Annotated in this window: 13 protein-coding genes; 8 read left to right on the top strand and 5 right to left on the bottom strand. The window is 62.4% G+C overall.

The features are described 5' to 3' along the window. Window positions 1-99: 99 nt before the first annotated feature. Both DV532_RS21195 and DV532_RS21200 read left to right on the top strand, forming a co-directional pair. Entirely contained in the window at window positions 100-465 is a 366-nt protein-coding gene (locus DV532_RS21195) for a PilZ domain-containing protein (protein ID WP_056801617.1), read from the top strand. Window positions 466-728: 263 nt separating this feature from the next. Beyond that, complete coding sequence (locus tag DV532_RS21200; protein WP_056801615.1) at window positions 729-2,246, top strand: nucleobase:cation symporter-2 family protein; 1,518 nt, start codon at window positions 729-731, stop codon at window positions 2,244-2,246. 160 nt (window positions 2,247-2,406) lie between these two features. Here the strand turns inward: DV532_RS21200 and radA are convergent, their stop codons facing one another. Further along, entirely contained in the window at window positions 2,407-3,777 is a 1,371-nt protein-coding gene (gene radA / locus DV532_RS21205) for a DNA repair protein RadA (protein WP_012274175.1), read from the bottom strand. Window positions 3,778-3,954: 177 nt separating this feature from the next. Between radA and mscL the strand changes: the two genes are divergently transcribed. Continuing rightward, window positions 3,955-4,374, top strand: coding sequence for a large-conductance mechanosensitive channel protein MscL (gene mscL / locus DV532_RS21210; protein ID WP_056801613.1), 420 nt, complete (start codon window positions 3,955-3,957; stop codon window positions 4,372-4,374). 105 nt (window positions 4,375-4,479) lie between these two features. Here mscL and DV532_RS21215 read toward each other — a convergent pair whose 3' ends face one another. Next, a complete protein-coding gene (locus tag DV532_RS21215; RefSeq protein ID WP_056801611.1) occupies window positions 4,480-5,256 on the bottom strand; it encodes a ferredoxin--NADP reductase in 777 nt (258 codons plus the stop codon). A 213-nt stretch (window positions 5,257-5,469) separates the two neighbouring features. On the opposite strand from DV532_RS21215, the gene DV532_RS21220 reads away from it, so the two are divergent. Both DV532_RS21220 and DV532_RS21225 read left to right on the top strand, forming a co-directional pair. Continuing rightward, complete coding sequence (locus tag DV532_RS21220) at window positions 5,470-6,177, top strand: autoinducer binding domain-containing protein (protein WP_056801609.1); 708 nt, start codon at window positions 5,470-5,472, stop codon at window positions 6,175-6,177. Window positions 6,178-6,273: 96 nt separating this feature from the next. Then, a complete protein-coding gene (locus tag DV532_RS21225) occupies window positions 6,274-7,398 on the top strand; it encodes a methyltransferase (protein WP_056801607.1) in 1,125 nt (374 codons plus the stop codon). A 117-nt stretch (window positions 7,399-7,515) separates the two neighbouring features. On the opposite strand, the gene DV532_RS21230 is transcribed toward DV532_RS21225, so the two are convergent. The 3 genes from DV532_RS21230 to DV532_RS21240 are packed head-to-tail and all read right to left on the bottom strand — an operon-like array spanning window position 7,516 to window position 10,128. Next, complete coding sequence (locus tag DV532_RS21230) at window positions 7,516-7,671, bottom strand: DUF2474 domain-containing protein (RefSeq protein WP_082477012.1); 156 nt, start codon at window positions 7,669-7,671, stop codon at window positions 7,516-7,518. Between the two features lie 9 nt (window positions 7,672-7,680). Continuing rightward, a complete protein-coding gene (gene cydB / locus DV532_RS21235; RefSeq protein WP_056801605.1) occupies window positions 7,681-8,688 on the bottom strand; it encodes a cytochrome d ubiquinol oxidase subunit II in 1,008 nt (335 codons plus the stop codon). A 3-nt stretch (window positions 8,689-8,691) separates the two neighbouring features. Beyond that, entirely contained in the window at window positions 8,692-10,128 is a 1,437-nt protein-coding gene (locus tag DV532_RS21240; protein WP_056801603.1) for a cytochrome ubiquinol oxidase subunit I, read from the bottom strand. A 354-nt stretch (window positions 10,129-10,482) separates the two neighbouring features. Between DV532_RS21240 and DV532_RS21245 the strand changes: the two genes are divergently transcribed. From DV532_RS21245 to trmA, 3 genes are all read left to right on the top strand, one after another. Then, on the top strand, window positions 10,483-11,703 hold the full coding sequence (locus DV532_RS21245) for an MFS transporter (protein ID WP_056801601.1): 1,221 nt from the start codon (window positions 10,483-10,485) through the stop codon (window positions 11,701-11,703). A gap of 158 nt (window positions 11,704-11,861) precedes the next feature. Beyond that, window positions 11,862-13,157 carry an NCS2 family permease gene (locus DV532_RS21250; RefSeq protein WP_056801600.1) on the top strand — a complete coding sequence of 432 codons (1,296 nt, stop codon included), beginning with the start codon at window positions 11,862-11,864 and terminating at the stop codon, window positions 13,155-13,157. Further along, entirely contained in the window at window positions 13,154-14,239 is a 1,086-nt protein-coding gene (trmA, locus tag DV532_RS21255) for a tRNA (uridine(54)-C5)-methyltransferase TrmA (protein ID WP_056801597.1), read from the top strand. Before DV532_RS21250 ends, trmA begins: the two co-directional genes overlap by 4 nt. Window positions 14,240-14,327: the final 88 nt, after the last annotated feature.

The raw sequence follows: 14,327 nt of genomic DNA on the forward strand, positions 1-14,327 counted from the left end.
GGTCTAGAGCCTCTGCGGCCAGATTGCGGTACCTGATGCACACAACACTCTAACTATAGTCAGGTTGTCACCTTTAGGACCTATCCGAGGATCTATCCCATGAGCGATCACGACGAACGCCGCCGTTTCCAGCGTATCCAGTTCGACGCCCCGACCAAACTGTGCCAAGGCGAACGCTGCTGGGAGGTGAAACTGCTCGATCTGTCCCTCAAAGGGCTGCTGGTTGAATGCCCCCAACCCTGGGACGCCGACCTGACCCAGGATTTCGAAGCGTACATCCTGTTCAACGACGAAGTGACCGAGGTACAGATGCAGGTCGAGCTGCGCCATGAAGAACAGGACCGCCTGGGCTTCATCTGCCTGTACATCGACATCGATTCGATGAGCCATTTGCACCGTCTTGTGGAACTGAACCTGGCCGACAGCACCGAAATGATGCGAGAGCTGCGCGAACTGATCGAATAATGAAATCTCTTAGCTAGCTAATAGCTTTCCCACCTGGTGTTTCTTGTCTACCCAGACAGCTTTAAACCTGGGTAGCGGCGTTTTGTACACACCCCTCTAGCACAGCTTCTGACAAGTTGGTACGCCTTCTGCATTGGGTTGTTGCAACCAATGCAGTCGCGGCTGTACGCGCTCCGATCAAAATATTGTATACAATTCTTGTGGCAATCATTTGTAGGAAGTGTCTACAGTAGCAACACAAAAATAAACAGAGAGCCTGCTCCATGACTACGTCCCCTAGCACGTCTCCCGCCAAGCGCCCCGAGGATGAAAACCTCGGGCTTGGGGCCAACCTGGCCTATGGTCTGCAGCATGTGCTGACCATGTACGGGGGGATTGTCGCGGTACCCCTGATTCTGGGGCAGGCCGCAGGCCTGAACGGTGCCGAGATTGGCATGCTGATCGCCGCTTCGTTGTTTGCCGGTGGCCTGGCCACGTTGCTGCAGACCCTCGGCCTGCCGTTCTTCGGCTGCCAGTTGCCGCTGGTGCAGGGCGTGTCGTTCGCCGGTGTGGCGACCATGGGGGCGATCCTCAGCAGCGAGGGTGGCGGCGGCCTGCCGGGCGTGCTTGGCGCCGTCATGGCGGCCTCGTTGATCGGCTTCTTGATCACCCCGGTGTTCTCGCGCATCACCAAGTTCTTCCCACCGCTGGTGACCGGCATCGTCATCACCACCATCGGCCTGACCTTGATGCCGGTGGCCGCCCGCTGGGTAATGGGCGGCAACAGCGCTTCGCCTGAGTTCGGCAGCGTGGCCAATATCGGCCTGGCGGGGCTGACCTTTGCCATCGTGCTGCTGCTGAGCAAGCTGGGCAGCGCGACCATCTCGCGCCTGTCGATCCTGCTGGCGATGGTGGTCGGCACCCTGATCGCCTGGGCAATGGGCATGGCCGACTTCAGCAAGGTCAGCCAAGGCCCGATGTTCGCCTTCCCTACGCCGTTCCACTTCGGTATGCCGGAATTCCACATCGCCGCGATCCTGTCGATGTGCATCGTGATCATGGTGACCTTGGTGGAAACTTCGGCCGATATCCTCGCCGTAGGTGAGATCATCGACACCAAGGTCGACTCCAAGCGCCTGGGCAACGGCCTGCGCGCCGACATGGCATCGAGCATCCTGGCGCCAATCTTCGGCTCGTTTACCCAGAGCGCGTTCGCCCAGAACGTCGGCCTGGTGGCGGTGACCGGGGTCAAGAGCCGCTACGTGGTAGCCACCGGCGGCGTGATCCTGGTGGTACTCGGCCTGCTGCCGATCATGGGCCGGGTGATTGCCGCAGTCCCAACCCCGGTACTGGGTGGCGCGGGCATCGTGCTGTTCGGCACCGTGGCGGCCAGCGGTATCCGCACCCTGTCCAAGGTCAGCTACAAGAACAACGTCAACCTGATCATTGTTGCGGCCTCGCTGGGCTTCGGCATGATCCCGATTGCCGCGCCGACCTTCTACCACCACTTCCCGAACTGGTTCGAAACCATCTTCCACTCGGGCATCAGCTCGGCGGCAATCATGGCCATCCTGCTGAACCTGATCTTCAACCACTTCACCACTGGCAACTCGGAAAACCAATCGGTGTTTGCCGCCGCGTACGAGCGCACCATCCAGTATTCGGACATTTCCGCACTGCGTGATGGCGACTACTTCAAGGATGGCAAGTTGTTCGATGCCGAGGGCAATGAAGTGCCGATGCTGGAGCTGGACGAGCATGGCAATGAAACGGTCAGGCGCACGCCGGTGGCCGAGCATTGACCGCTGACTGAGCGGTGAGGTGGGGGGCCGATGCGCATCGTCGGCCCCTTTTTCATTTGCCTGTGCCGGCCCTTTCGCGGGTAAACCCGCTCCCCACAGGGTTTTGGGACAGCCTTGAGGCCTGTGCAGCACCCGCAAAGAGGCCGGTACAGGCTAACAATTACTCGAACAAAGCATCCAGGGCCTGTTCCAGCCGGGTAACGGCAATCACCTGCAAACCTGCTGGCGGCTCTTTAGGCGCATTGCCCTTAGGCACGATGGCGCGCTTGAAGCCGTGCTTTGCCGCTTCCTTCAAGCGCTCCTGGCCACTGGGCACCGGCCGCACCTCGCCCGACAGGCCGATTTCGCCGAACACCAGCAAGCCATGGGCCAATGGTCGGTTACGCAGGCTGGACATCACTGCCGCCAGCAACGCCAGGTCCGAGGCCGTCTCCAGCACCTTCACCCCGCCTACCACGTTAAGGAACACGTCCTGATCATGGGTAGGAATACCGCCGTGGCGGTGCAGCACTGCCAGCAACATCGCCAGACGGTTCTGGTCCAAGCCTAGGGTTACCCGGCGCGGATTGGCCAAGTGGCTGTCATCGACCAGGGCCTGCACCTCCACCAGCATTGGCCGGGTGCCTTCCCAAGTCGCCATCACCACGCTGCCCGGCACTTCTTCCTGGGTGCGGTTGAGGAAGATCGCCGAGGGGTTGGACACCTCTTTCAGGCCGCGGTCGGTCATGCCGAACACGCCCAGCTCGTTGACCGCACCAAAGCGGTTCTTCACCGCCCGCAGCAGGCGCAGGCGGCCATCGGACTCGCCTTCGAAATACAGCACGGTGTCGACCATATGCTCCAGTACCCGCGGGCCGGCCAGCGAGCCTTCCTTGGTCACGTGGCCCACCAGGAAAATCGCCGTGCCGCTCTGCTTGGCGTAGCGCACCAGCAACGCCGTGCTTTCGCGTACCTGGGCGACGCCGCCGGGCGCCGATTGCAGCTGCTCGGTGAAAATGGTCTGGATCGAATCGATCACCATCACCCGCGGCTTTTCCACACGCGCCGTGGCGATGATGGTCTCGATGCAGGTTTCGGTCATCACCTTGAGCTGGTCCTGAGGCAGGCCCAAGCGCCGCGAACGCATGGCCACCTGTTGCTGCGACTCTTCACCGGTGACATACAACGCCGGCATGCCCACGGCAATGTTGCACAGGGTTTGCAGGAGGATAGTCGACTTGCCGATGCCAGGGTCGCCGCCAATCAGCACCACCGAGCCATCTACCAGGCCACCGCCCAGCACGCGGTCCAGTTCGGTGCTGCTGGTAGTGAAGCGCGGGATCTCCTCGACGCTGACTTCGGCCAGGGTCTTGATCTGCGCCTGCTGCCCGGTCCAGCCGGCACGGCCGCTACTCGGCGCAGCGGCGCCGCCGCTTTCGATCATGGTTTCGACCAGGGTGTTCCAGGCCCCGCACTCGCCGCATTGGCCGGCCCATTTGGGGAAGGTCGCGCCGCACTCGGTGCAGCCATACAAGCGCTTGGCCTTGGCCATGGGTGGGGGTCTCCTGGAAAAAACCGCCATGATAGCCGAGCAAGACGTGTCTCGAACGCTTCGGGATGCGACAAAACTATTCGTTCTAACCGTAGTCAGTAGCGCTGAGCACAACGCATGAAGCGTTTTAGTGGCTTACACTGCGTTAACCTTACCTTTTGTTACAAGGAACTAAACATGGGCATGATCAGTGAGTTCAAGGCCTTCGCGGTCAAAGGCAATGTCGTCGACATGGCGGTTGGTATCATCATCGGCGCGGCCTTCGGCAAGATCGTCTCGTCCTTCGTCGGCGACGTGGTCATGCCGCCACTGGGCTTGCTTATTGGTGGTGTGGACTTCAGCGACCTGGCCATTACCCTCAAGGCTGCCGAAGGTGACGCGCCAGCGGTGGTGCTGGCTTACGGTAAGTTCATCCAGACCGTGATCGACTTCGTGATCGTGGCGTTTGCCATTTTCATGGGCGTGAAGGCGATCAACCAGCTCAAGCGTGAAGAGGCCGTGGCGCCGACTGCACCGCCGGTGCCGTCGGCTGAAGAGACCTTGCTGACCGAGATTCGCGATTTGCTCAAGACGCAGAACCAGAATCGGTTGCCTTGAGGCTTTAAGTGGCAAGCTTCAAGCTTCAAGAAAAAGCAGCCCTCTCACCCATCTGCTTTTTCTTGCAGCTTAAAGCTTAAGCTTGAAGCTTGCCGCCGCTTGCCTTCACCAGTAGTTTTCCACCGCCACCTGCCCCGGTCGCTTGCTCAGGCTCAATTGCAAGTCACGCGCCTTCAGCACCTTGCGCGTCTCGTCGATCATCTCCGGGTTGCCACACAGCATCACCCGCGAATGCTCCGGCGATAGCTCCAACCCCGCGGCCTTCTCCAGCCCGCCATTCTCGATCAACGTGGTAATGCGCTGATTCAACGCCCCCGGGTGCTGCTCGCGGGTCACCACCGGAATGAACTGCAACTTGCCGGCGAATTCGGCCAGGTAATCGCGCTGCTCCAGCCCAGCGATTTCATCCACATAGGCCAGCTCCTTCGCTTCACGCACCGAGTACACCAGCTTGATGCTGTTGAAACGCTCCCAGGCTTCAAAGTCCTGCAATATCGACATGAACGGCGCAATGCCAGTCCCGGTCGCCAGCAACCACAGGTCGCGGCCACCGACGAAACGGTCGAGGGTGAGGAAACCGAAAGCCTGGCGGTCGATCAGCAAGCTATCGCCTGCGCCTAGCCGGCTCAGTTCGCTAGTGAATTCGCCCCCCGGCACCACGATGGAGAAGAAATCGAGGTGCTCGTCATGGGGTGCGCTGACCATCGAATAGGCGCGCCATACAACGCTGCCGTCCGCCTTGGTCACGCCCAGGCGGGCAAACTGGCCGGAACGGAAGCGGAACCCTGCATCGCGCGTAACCCGCAGGCTGAAGAGGTTCGGCGTCAATGGCTGAACATCGAGCAGGGTCTGACGGGTGAACTTTTCGGCGCTAGCGGTCATATCGGGCTCCAGGTTTGGCGTGCGCACAGTGTCGCGCAAACTGGCCCGGATAAAAACCACTGCTTTGTAGGGCCTCAGCTGCGGCGATCTCGCCAAAGTCGCAGAAAATCCTGAGCGCTATAACAAAAAAATCCCAACGCCATAGTAGGTCTTTTCCTACAATGAGTCGGGTACTCAAACGGATTGGATCCCGAGTCCCTAGGAGTGTTACAGATGTTGCAATGGAAACCCGAACATCTCTATGCGTTCGTCAATGAACGCAGCCCACGGAGGTTATTCGACATCGCGGTGCACCTGGCGCGGGATCTGGGCATGGAATACCTGGGCCTGAACCTGCGCATCCAGATCGCCACGCAAACACCCCGCCGCTACCTCTACAGCAACTACCCGAACGAGTGGATCGAATGCTGTCAGCGCGATGATTTCTACAAGCTGGACCCGGCAGCGAACGTCAGTCACAGCTCGACCATGCCAGTACTGTGGACCGAAGAACTGTATCGCGAGGCCCCGCTGTTTCGTCAAGCCGCCTGCCAGCACGGCCTGCGCCATGGCTGGACGCAGTCACTGCACGACCTGCAGCACAACGAGAGCCAGATCAGCGTGGCCAGGCCCAAAGGCAAAATCGACATCGTCGAACTCTACGACAAGGCCGGCAATGTGCAGTGGCTTTGCCACACCCTGCACGCGGTGCTTGGCGAATATCACCTGAGTGCGCTGTGCCCCCCGCAGCCGAAAATGAGCGAGCGGGAACTGGAAGTGCTGAAATGGTCGGCCGCCGGCAAGACTGCCGCCGACGTGGCCTGCATCCTGTCACTGTCGCAAAGCACGGTGAATTTCCACATCCGCAGCGTCATCACCAAGACCAACGCCGCCAACAAGGCCGGCGCCATCGCCATCGCCGCTCTGCGTGGCTGGATCTGACCGGCAAACCTGCGACCTTGGGCAAAGCCCTGTAGAATCGCCCGGCAAAGCCCGTGGCGAACCGCAACGGGCAGATTCGTACCCGAGCCAGACGCCATGCCCCTGTTGACCACCCCCTACGCCGAACTCGACCTGATCCGCCAGCCGGAGCAGGCCAACGACCCGCTGCAGGCTTTCGATGCCGCCGACGAGTACCTGATTGCCCAGTTGCACGAACAGGCACCTGCCGCAGACTGCCGGGTGCTGGTGCTCAACGACAGTTTTGGCGCCTTGGCGGCCAGCCTGGCGGGCCAGTTGCAGGTAGTCAGCAGCGGTGATTCGCACCTGGCGCACCAGGCCCTGGAAAAAAACCTGGCACGCAACGGCATGCCGTTCGACAGCGTGCCGTTCGTACCGGCCAGCGAGCACTGGCAAGGCCCGTTCGATCGGGTGTTGGTGCGGGTGCCAAAGACCCTGGCCCTGCTCGAAGAGCAACTGATCCGCCTGCAGGGCCATTTGGCGCCGGGTGCACAGGTGATCGCCGGGGCGATGATCAAGCACCTGCCACGGGCCGCCGGTGATCTGCTGGAAAAGTACATCGGCCCGGTGCAGGCTTCGCTGGCGCAAAAAAAAGCCCGGCTGCTGACCGCAACGGTGGCCGAGCGCCCGGCAGCACGCTCGCCCTACCCTAGCCGCTACCGCCTGGACGCACCGGCGCTGGAGTTGCTCAACCACGCCAACGTGTTCTGCCGTGAAGGCCTGGACATCGGCACCCGGGCGTTTCTGCCGCACCTACCCCGTGACCTGGGCCATGCACGGGTGGCCGACCTAGGTTGCGGCAATGGTGTACTGGCCATAGCCAGTGCACTGAGCAACCCGGATGCCCAGTACACGCTGGTCGACGAGTCGTACATGGCGGTGCAGTCGGCGCGGGAGAACTGGCAGGCTGCGCTGGGCGATCGGTCAGCGGCCTTCGAGGCGGCCGACGGCTTGGCAGGGGTAGAAAAACAGTCGCTGGATGTGGTGCTGTGCAATCCGCCGTTCCACCAGCAGCAGGTGGTGGGCGATTTCCTCGCCTGGCGCATGTTCCAGCAGGCGCGCGAGGCGTTGGTGGTGGGCGGGGCGCTGTATATCGTGGGCAACCGGCACCTGGGCTATCACAGCAAGCTGGCGCGGTTGTTCCGGGGGGTGGAGCAGGTAGCGGCTACGCCCAAGTTCGTCATCCTGAAAGCCCGCAAGTAGGCCTGCACCGGCCCTATCGCCGGCAAGCCAGCCCCCACAGGTACGGCACTGCACTCAAGGGTGGTGCCGTACCTGTGGGGGCTGGCTTGCCGGCGATAGGGCCAGCACAGGCTTACCTCAGTGGGTGGTAAGGCCAGCGGCCGCCATGAACAAGCGCATCACCCAGGCCGCCACACCCAGCGCCGCCACGCTCATCGCCCAGATCAGCAGCAGCCAGCCCAGCCGCTGCCACAGCGGTTTCTTTTCGTCCAAGCCATGCTTGCCAGTCATCATGCGGCCCTCCTAGTGATAGCCGTCTTCATGAGTCACCTTGCCGCGGAACACGTAGTAGCTCCAGAACGTGTAGCCCAGGATGAACGGCAGGATGAACAACGTGCCTACCAGCATGAAGCCCTGGCTCTGCGGCGGCGCCGCGGCCTCCCAGATCGAGATCGAGGGTGGGATGATGTTCGGCCACACGCTGATACCCAGGCCGCTGTAACCCAGGAAGATCAGCACCAACGTCAACAGGAAGGGCGTGTAATGGGCATTGCGCGCCACAGCCTTGAGCAGCCCGTAGAAGGTCACCAGCACCAGGATCGGCACGGGCATGAACCAGAGCAGGTTGGGCATGCTGAACCAGCGCTCGGCAATTTGCGGGTAAGCGAGCGGCGTCCACAGGCTGACGATGCCGATAACCGCCAGCAGTACCAGCGCCAAGGGCCGGCCAAGGTTGTGCATCTGCTCTTGTAGCGGGCCTTCGGTCTTCATGATCAGCCAGGTGCACCCAAGCAGCGTGTAGGCCACGATCAGGCCCAGGCCGCTGAAGATACTGAACGGCGTCAGCCAGTCGAGCGTGCCACCGGCAAAATGCCGGTCGACCACCTTGAAGCCCTCGATGAAGGCGCCCAGCGCGACGCCCTGGAAGAACGTGGCAATCAGCGAGCCCCAGATGAACGCCTTGTCCCAGATATGCCGCTTGTCGGCCTTGGCCTTGAAGCGGAACTCGAAGGCCACGCCGCGGAAAATCAAGCCGATCAGCATCAGGATCAACGGCAGGTACAGGGCCTCGAGCACCACTGCGTAGGCCATCGGGAACGCCCCGAACAGCCCGGCACCGCCCAGCACCAGCCAGGTTTCGTTGCCGTCCCATACCGGGGCAACGGTGTTCATCATCACATCACGGTCATGCTCACCTTTGACGAACGGGAAGAGCATGCCAATGCCCAAGTCGAAACCATCCATCACCACGTACATCATGACGCCAAAGATGATGATCACGGCCCAGATCAGCGGAAGGTCGATACCCATGGCTCAGTCCTCCTTGCTCAGGCTGGCAGTTTTGGCCACGTGGCCTTCATCGGCGGCAGACAGTGGCCGCGCCGGCGTGCGTTGCTGGCCGGGGCCACCTGGGTTGGGTTCATCACCCTCGCCAGTCTGCGGCCCTTTGCGCACCAGGCGCATCATGTAGCCAAGGCCGGTGCCGAACAGGGCGAAGTACACCACTACAAAGGCAACCAGGGTAAAACCGAGCTGGGCGTAGCTGTGGTTGGACACACCATCGGCCGTACGCATCAGGCCGTACACCACCCAAGGCTGTCGGCCAATTTCGGTGGTAAACCAGCCGGCCAGCAGTGCAATCAGGCCGGAAGGGCCCATCCACAGGGCCAGGTACAGGAACGGGCGCGAGGTGTACAAGGTGCCGCGCTTACGCAGCCACAAGCTCCACAGGCCGACGAAGATCATCAGGAAACCCAGCCCGACCATGATCCGGAACGACCAGAAGACGATGGTCGAGTTGGGCCGGTCCTCGGGCGGGAACTCCTTCATGGCCGGCACCTGTTGGTCCAGGCTGTGGGTCAGGATCAGGCTGCCGAGCGCCGGTATCTCCAGCTTGAAGCGGGTGGTCTCGGCCTGCATGTCGGGGATACCGAACAAAATCAGCGGGGTCGGCTCGCCGGGCACGTTCTCCCAGTGGCCTTCGATCGCGGCAATTTTCACCGGTTGATGCTTGAGCGTATTGAGGCCATGGAAGTCGCCGATCACCGCCTGGATCGGCGCCACGATCAGCGCCATCCACATGGCCATTGACAGCATCTTGCGCACCGCTGGGTTGTCACGCCCGCGCAGCAAATGCCAGGCTGCCGAGGCACCGACGAAGAACGCGGTGGAGACGAACGCGGCAGTGGCCATGTGCATCAGCCGGTACGGGAACGAGGGGTTGAAAATCACGGCCAGCCAGTCCACCGGCACCACCCGGCCATCGATGATCTCGTGGCCTTGCGGGGTTTGCATCCAGCTGTTGGAGGCCAGGATCCAGAACGTCGAGACCAGCGTGCCGAGGGCCACCATCAGTGTGGAGAAGAAGTGCAGGCCACGCCCGACACGGTTCCAGCCAAACAGCATGACCCCCAGGAAGCCTGCCTCGAGGAAGAACGCGGTAAGCACCTCGTAGGTAAGCAATGGGCCGGTGACGGCGCCGGCGAAGTCGGAGAAGCGGCTCCAGTTGGTGCCGAACTGGTAGGCCATGACCAGGCCAGAGACCACGCCCATGCCGAAGTTGACGGCGAAAATTTTTGACCAGAAGTGATAGAGATCACGGTAGACCCGGTTGTGGGTCCTTAGCCAGAGGCCTTCAAGGACTGCCAGGTAGCTCGCCAGGCCGATGGTGATGGCCGGGAACAGGATGTGGAACGACACGGTAAAGGCAAACTGCATTCGGGCGAGCTCTAAGGCCTCTATTCCGAACATGGTGCTTCCTCTTCAGATAATCCGGCGTCCGGGCTTGTGGCCCCGTCGCCCACTGCCCCCACATAGTCGAGTACGGCGCGTTGGAATTGTTCTGTTCGATCGTAGGGATTCCGGCCCGCAGGCCTATTCGTTGAATGGTTGTTGCAAAAGCAACGATTGACCCAGGTCAACGAATGCTTGGAAGCATAGTCCCGAATGGCCCGCCGGGGCGTGTGGTTGATTGCCGCGTGACCGGTTGCCTCACCCTCTTTCATGAAGTGGGAAAAAGTGCCGACCCGGGCAAACAGTAACCGCTTGTTACAAACAGATGATACGCTGCGCACCCCTCTACTGCGCCGAGGCCCTTGGTTTCCGATGTCCGATTCCGCACCGCAGTTGTTGCGTCACCACCGTCCTTTTCTTGCCTTCTGGCTAGCCCGTGTGTTCACCGCCAGCGGCTTCCAGATGCTCACCGTGGCCATCGGCTGGCACCTCTACCAACTCACCGGCAATGTGCTGGACTTGGGCTTGGTCGGCCTGGTCGAGTTCGCCCCACGGGTGCTGTTCATGCTGCACACCGGGCACGTCGCCGACCGCTATGACCGGCGCAAAGTCGCCGCCCTGTGCCAGAGCCTGCAGGGGCTGATTGCCCTGGCGCTGGCGGTGGGCAGCGCCACCGATAACGTCAGCCGTGAACTGATTTTTGCCTTGGCCTTTCTGCTGGGGGCCACTCGCTCGTTCGAGATGCCGGCCACCCAAGCGCTGTTACCCAATGTGGTACCGCCCGGGCTGTTCCCGCGGGCGGTGGCGGCTTCGGCCTCGGCCACTCAGGCAGCGACCATCGTGGCACCTGCAGTGGGCGGTTTCCTGTACGCCTTCGGCAGCATCTGGGTGTATGGCCCCACCGTCGCCCTTTACGCCATCGCCTGCCTACTCACCCTGAGCCTCCAGGCGCGCGGCCAGGTCGTGCAGCGTGGGCGCGCCAGCCTTGAGTCACTGCTGGCCGGCATCCGTTTCATCCGCAGCAGGCCCGACATTCTTGGCGCCATCTCGCTCGACCTGTTCGCCGTGTTGCTGGGCGGGGCCACCGCGCTGCTGCCGGTGTTCGCCAAGGACATCCTGCTGACCGGCCCGCTGGGCCTTGGCCTGCTGCGCTCGGCACCGGCGGTGGGGGCGTTGTTGATGTCGCTGTGGCTGGCGCGCTTCCCCTTCGAGCGCAACGTCGGGCGGACCATGTTTACGGCAGTGGGCGTATTTGGTGTGGCAACCATCGCCTTTGGCCTGTCGACCTCGTTCTGGTTCTCGCTGGCGGTGCTGGTGGTGCTGGGCGCGGCGGACATGATCAGCATGGTCATCCGCGGAGCCTTCGTGCAACTGGAGACACCCGACGAAATGCGCGGCCGGGTGAGCGCGGTGAACGGGCTGTTCATTGGTGCCTCGAACCAGCTCGGCGAGTTCGAATCGGGGGTGACGGCGCACTGGTTTGGCACAGTCCCGGCGGTGGTGATGGGGGGCGTGGGCACCTTGCTGGTGACGGGGGTGTGGATAAAGCTGTTCCCTACCCTGGCCAAGCGGGATCGGCTGCATAACGGCTGATCGCCCTGTTCCCCAACGGCGATAGGCCCCCGCCAAGCATGCTGGTATGATGCGCGGCTTTTTTCCGCCCCACACAAAACCACGGCAACCGGTACGGTCTGTGCTTTGCTGATGGGGTCGATACATTCATGGCGCCGGGGGCGCCTTGGGGAGCGGGCATGCTGGAAAGGCTGTTTCAACTAAGAGCACACAACACCAATGTGCGCACCGAGATACTCGCGGGCGTCACTACCTTCCTGGCCATGGCCTACATCCTGTTCGTCAACCCGAGCATCCTCGGCGAGACCGGCATGGACAAGGGCGCGATCTTCGTCGCCACCTGCCTGGCAGCGGCCATCGGCTCCACCACCATGGGCCTGATCGCCAACTACCCGATCGCCCTGGCGCCGGGCATGGGCCTGAACGCGTTCTTCACCTACACCGTGGTGCTGCACATGGGCCACACCTGGCAGGTGGCGCTGGGCGCGGTCTTCCTGTCGGCGGTGATGTTCTTCCTGCTGTCGATCTTCCGCATCCGCGAATGGATCGTGAACAGCATCCCGCTGCCGCTGCGTTCGGCGATTGCCGCCGGCATTGGCCTGTTCCTGGCACTGATCGCCCTGCATAACGCCGGCATCGTCGTCGATAACCCGGCCACCCTGGTGGGCCTGGGCGACCTCAAGCAGCCAGCACCGATCCTTGCCACCCTGGGCTTCTTCCTGATCGTCGGCCTGGAGTCGCTGAAAGTACGCGGCGCGGTGCTGATCGGCATCCTGGCGGTAACCATCGCCTCGATCGTGATGGGCGTGACGCCGTTCGGCGGCATCGTCTCCATGCCGCCGTCGCTGGCGCCGACCTTCCTGCAACTGGACATCGCCGGCGCGCTGGACGTAGGCCTGGTCAGCGTGATCTTCGCGTTCCTGTTCGTCGACCTGTTCGACAACTCCGGCACCCTGATTGGCGTGGCCAAGCGCGCCGGTTTGATGGGCAAGGACGGCCACATGCCGAAGATGGGCCGTGCCCTGATCGCCGACAGCACCGCGGCCATGGCCGGTTCGCTGCTGGGCACCTCGACCACCACCAGCTATATCGAATCCGCCGCGGGCGTGAGTGCCGGTGGCCGCACCGGCCTGACCGCCATCGTGGTCGCCGTGCTGTTCCTGCTGGCGCTGTTCTTCGCGCCGCTGGCCGGTAGCGTGCCAGCCTTCGCCACCGCCCCGGCGCTGCTGTTCGTCGCGGTGCTGATGGCATCCGGCCTGGCGGAAATAAACTGGGACGACGTCACCGAAGCCGCACCCGTGGTAGTCACCGCCCTGGCGATGCCGCTGACCTACTCGATCGCTAACGGTATCGCCTTCGGCTTCATTTCCTGGACCGCCGTCAAGCTGATCTCCGGCCGCCACCGCGACCTGAACCCGGCCCTGGTGATCCTTTCCATCCTGTTCGTTATCAAGCTGGGCTGGTTCAACGCATGAGTGCTGCTTTCGACCCCTCCTCCTACACCACCCAGCTGGACGCCAAGGTGGCCCGGCTGCGCGAGCTGCTGGCGCCGTTCGCGGCGCCGGAACCGGCTGTTTTCGATTCGCCGCGCGAGCATTACCGCCTGCGCGCCGAGTTCCGCCTGTGGCGCGAGGAAGGCCAGCGCCACTACGCCATGTTCGCCCCGGGCGAGAAGCACAAGGCGATATTGATCGACGACTTCCCCATTGCCAGCCAGCGCATCAATGCACTCATGCCGCGCCTGAAGGCGGCCTGGCAGGCCAGCGAGCCACTGGGCAACCGCCTGTTCCAGGTGGAGTTCCTCACCACCCTGGCCGGCGATGCGATGATCACCCTGTGCTACCACCGCCCGCTGGACGAAGCCTGGGAAGTGGCCGCACGGCAACTGGCCGAGGAACTGGGCGTGAGCGTTATCGGCCGTTCCAAGGGCAAACGCCTGGTGATCGGCCGCGACTACGCGGTAGAAAAGCTCGACGTGGCTGGCCGCGTGTTCAGCTACCGCCAGCCGGAAGGCGCGTTCACCCAGCCCAACGGCGCGGTAAACCAGAAGATGCTGAGCTGGGCCTTCGAGGCCATTGGCGAGCGTGAGGACGATTTGCTGGAGCTGTATTGCGGCAATGGCAACTTCACCCTGCCGCTGGCCACCCGTGTGCGCCAGGTGCTGGCCACCGAGATCAGCAAGACCTCGGTGAATGCGGCGCTGAGCAACCTCGCTGAGAACGCTGTGGATAACGTGCGTTTGGTGCGGTTGTCGGCCGAAGAGCTGACCCAGGCGCTGAATGAGGTGCGACCGTTCCGTAGGCTGGAAGGCATCGACCTGAAAAGCTATGAGTTCGGTACGGTATTTGTCGACCCCCCGCGCGCGGGGATGGACCCGGATACCTGCGAGCTGACCCGGCGTTTCGAGCGGATCCTGTATATCTCGTGCAACCCGGAGACGCTGGCGGCGAACATTGCCCAGTTGCATGACACCCACCGGATCGAGCGGTGTGCGTTGTTTGACCAGTTCCCGTATACCCACCATATGGAGAGTGGGGTACTGCTGGTTCGGCGCTGAGCCTTAGCTTGTCGGGGCTGCTTTGCAGCCCATTCGCGGGCAAGCCCGCTCCTACAATGGGTAGCGCACGCCGACAATGGGCTGTGCA

This window comes from Pseudomonas sp. Leaf58, assembly GCF_003627215.1.
Lineage (GTDB): Bacteria > Pseudomonadota > Gammaproteobacteria > Pseudomonadales > Pseudomonadaceae > Aquipseudomonas.